Here is a 3,688-nt window from a genome sequence, read left to right as displayed (position 1 = left end):
CGTCCTGCACACTTTGCGCAAACGCGGTGGAGACACGACCGCACTGTTTGCGCAAGCTCTCGACAAGCTTGCCGCACAAGACGCGCTCAGTCCCTACGACGCTCTCTTCAAGATCGATTCGTCATGATCGGCTTCTCAAGCCGGTAACTGAGGGGTTACGTCAGTAAGTGGGCTGGCCGTTCTTCTGGGTCGCCTTTGATTCCGGATGTGCGGGAGGAGGAGAGGGAGAAAAAGCATGAGGGCACGCAAATAGGAAATCCGTAGCCGAACACAACTGGCTGGAAGCCTGCCTGGTTCACGAAATCAGTCAAACCACTCGTCTTTCGGATCGAACGCCGGGATGGCCACGTTGATGATTTTCAGCCGGCCGATAGCGCGGTGGCGGCAGCCAGGCTTGATCATGATCGAAGTCATGGGCTTGACCGGGAAAGTTTGTCCATCCAGTTCAATCGCGCCCTCCCCTTCGAGCACGATGTAAATCTCCGTCATCTTTTTGTGATAATGCGTCCGGGCATCGAGCTGGATATCCACCTGGTGGACGCTGGCCAGGGAGTTCTCTGCGGTCGCGAAAGCGCGGCGGGCAAAGCCGCACGGGCAACGCAGCGGATCGATTTGATCAAGCTGGGCGATCAGATATCTGGCGGCGCGGTCATCGAGCGTGGCGGAGGTTTGCATGAGAGGAATATGAAGCAGGGATGAGCCGGATTCCAGTCCCGTCATGAACGAGAGGGGAAAGCCAGGAAGCGGCGTTGTTGGATGCGGCGCGCTATCGAGTTTGAATTCTTTGGGCAGTGATGCAGAAGAAGCGGTAGTAATCCCGTATGGTGAACGGGTCGTATTTGCCGTTTTTGGGTTGACACATGCCAGCCCTATCCTCTATCCGCACTGGGGTCAATTACCGGGTTCGTTACCCAATCAATTCCGGGTAGTGTTCTAAAGGGAAATGCGGGCGGAGTGCCCGTGATCCATTCCGTAGTGCAGAATCTTAGAAGCACCAACATCTTGCAGAAAAACAGTATGCTAAAACGTAACTTGGGGTTCCTTGGGGCCGTTCTCATCGCAGTCTTGAATCTGACTTCCCTTCCCGTCATCGCCGGCGAAGCGGACATCAAGATCCCTGATCTAGGAGCTGTGAAATTCTCGATAGGCGGCTCGGAAGTCGCCGGAACCACGCTGATGTACCTTGGATTGATCGTGTGCGGGATTGGCGCGGCGTTCGGCCTGGTGCAATACCGGCAGACGCGAAATCTGCCGGTCCATGACTCCATGCGCCAGGTTTCCAACCTGATTTGGGAGACGTGCAAAACGTATCTGATCCAACAAGGCAAGTTCTTGGTCATCCTCTGGCTTCTGATCGCAGCGTGCATGGTCTATTATTTCGGATTCCTGACCGAGCACAAAGACCCCGGCGGCCAGCCCATGGCCGCGAGCCATGTGGTTCGAAATGTCGCCGTCATCCTCCTCGCTTCCGTTCTTGGAATTCTTGGTTCCTACGGCGTGGCCTGGTTCGGCATTCGAATCAACACCGTGTCGAACTCCCGCACCGCGTTCTCAGCGCTCAAGGGTAATCCGCTGGCCACGCTGGGGATTCCTCTGCGTTCCGGCATGAGCGTCGGCTTGCTGCTCGTGGCCGTTGAGTTGTTCTTCATGATTTGCATCCTGTTCCTCCCGCGCGAACTCGTCGGGCCTTGCTTCATCGGCTTCGCCATCGGCGAATCGCTCGGCGCCAGTGTGCTCCGCATTTGCGGCGGCATCTTCACCAAGATTGCAGACATCGGCTCGGATTTGATGAAAATCGTCTTCAAGCTTCCGGAAGACGATCCGAAGAATCCGGGGGTGATTGCGGACTGCACCGGAGATAACGCGGGCGATTCCGTCGGGCCTACGGCGGACGGCTTTGAGACCTACGGCGTGACGGGCGTGGCGTTGATCGCTTTTCTGGCGCTGGCGCTGGCGGCCAACGCGACCATCTGCGCGACGCTCATCATCTGGCTGTTCGTGATGCGCTCGCTCATGATCGTGACCTCGCTCGGGTCCTATTTCGTCAATGAAGCTCTCAGCAAAGTCATGTTTGGAGGGAAGAAGGATTTCGACTTTGAAGCTCCTCTGACGCACCTGGTCTGGATCACCTCGGCGGTGTCCATCGCCGTGACCTTCGTCGCCAGCAAAATGCTGCTGGGCAATTTCCAGGACGCCGCGGGTGTCGCGCAGCCGGCGTTGTGGTGGGTGCTGTCGGTGATTATCAGTTGCGGCACAGTGGCAGGCGCGCTGATTCCGGAATTCACGAAGGTGTTCGTCAGCACGACCTCGCGCCATGTTCGCGAAGTGACGAGTTGTTCCAAGCACGGCGGCGCATCTCTGAATATCCTTTCTGGCTTTGTGGCCGGCAATTTCTCCGCGTTTTGGATGGGGCTGTGCATCCTGCTGCTCATGGCGGTTTCGTATTATTTCTCCCAGCACCCGGCTTTGCTGGCGCTCATGCCGGCGAAGTTTGTTTTCGCCGCGCCGATTTTTGCGTTCGGCCTTGTGGCTTTCGGCTTTCTCGGCATGGGGCCGGTGACCATTGCGGTGGATAGTTACGGACCCGTTACGGACAACGCGCAATCGGTTTATGAGTTGAGCCAGATCGAGAGCCGTCCGGGCATCGGCGGGGATGTCGAGAGGAACTTCGGGTTCAAACCGGATTTCGAGAATGCGAAATACCAGCTCGAAAAAGGGGACGGCGCGGGCAACACGTTCAAAGCCACGGCCAAGCCGGTCCTCATTGGCACCGCCGTGGTCGGCGCGACGACGATGGTTTTCGGCATCATCATGTTGTTGGAAAGCATGTACGAACAGCAGGTTGCTTCGGGCATTGCCGGGGCGTTCAAACCCGTCGTCAACGCGTTAAGCATCGTCCAGCCGGAAATCATCCTTGGCCTGATCATGGGAGGCGCGGTGATCTACTGGTTTACCGGCGCGTCGTGCCAGGCGGTTGTGACCGGCGCCTATCGCGCGGTGGTCTATATCAAAGAGAACATGAAGCTCGACTCCACGACGGCGTCGGAGAAGGACAGCAAGGAGGTGGTGCGAATCTGCGCCGTTTATGCGCAGAAGGGGATGTGGAACATTTTCATCGTCGTGTTCTGTCTGGCGTTGGCGCTGGCCTTCTTTAATCCTTACTTCTTCATCGGCTACCTCGTGGGTATCGCTTTCTTCGGCTTGTTCCAGGCCATCTTCATGGCGAATGCCGGCGGCGCTTGGGATAACGCCAAGAAAATTGTCGAAGTGGATCTTCGCGAGAAAGGCACCGAACTGCACGCCGCCACGGTGGTGGGCGACACCGTGGGCGATCCTTTCAAGGACACCTCATCCGTGGCCATGAACCCGGTCATCAAATTCACAACGCTCTTCGGACTGTTGGCCGTGGAAATCGCCGTCACCATGCAGAGCCAGGCGACCAAGACCTTCATCGGCGCAGTGTTTTTCCTGATCGCCCTCGTGTTCGTGTATCGTTCGTTCTACAGCATGCGCATTCCGCAAGAGAAGGCTTGAGGGGGGCGCACGCTCCCGTACGTGTTTAGGGTCTGTGCAAAAATAACTTCCGGTTTTGGCGGGAGCGCCGCCTGGCCGGATGCAAGGCGCGAGGAGGGAGCATCCCCGTTTTGGGGCTGTGACCGACGAGCAACGCCGCAGCCGGCCAGGCGCC

At 57.6% G+C, this 3,688-nt stretch carries 2 protein-coding genes; one reads left to right on the top strand and one right to left on the bottom strand.

Annotated elements, in window-relative coordinates; translation table 11 throughout:
• Nucleotides 1–303 precede the first annotated feature (303 nt).
• Nucleotides 304–675 carry a cupin domain-containing protein gene (locus FJ398_26710; protein ID MBM3841475.1) on the bottom strand — a complete coding sequence of 124 codons (372 nt, stop codon included), beginning with the start codon at nucleotides 673–675 and terminating at the stop codon, nucleotides 304–306.
• A 342-nt stretch (nucleotides 676–1,017) separates the two neighbouring features.
• Between FJ398_26710 and FJ398_26705 the strand changes: the two genes are divergently transcribed.
• The gene (locus FJ398_26705) at nucleotides 1,018–3,534 is read left to right on the top strand and encodes a sodium-translocating pyrophosphatase (protein MBM3841474.1); all 2,517 of its coding nucleotides are present in this window, start codon (nucleotides 1,018–1,020) and stop codon (nucleotides 3,532–3,534) included.
• Nucleotides 3,535–3,688: the final 154 nt, after the last annotated feature.

Source organism: Verrucomicrobiota bacterium (assembly GCA_016871535.1).
Taxonomy (GTDB): Bacteria; Verrucomicrobiota; Verrucomicrobiia; order Limisphaerales; family SIBE01; genus VHCZ01.
The sequence above is the reverse complement of the archived record's forward strand: the minus strand, read 5'-3'. Positions and strand labels throughout refer to the sequence as shown.

What these genes read in the sequence shown, in the direction of transcription:
- FJ398_26710 (MBM3841475.1), bottom strand. Translation starts at nt 675, where the DNA reads ATGCAAACCTCCGCCACGCTCGATGACCGCGCCGCCAGATATCTGATC.
- FJ398_26705 (MBM3841474.1), top strand. Translation starts at nt 1,018, where the DNA reads ATGCTAAAACGTAACTTGGGGTTCCTTGGGGCCGTTCTCATCGCAGTC.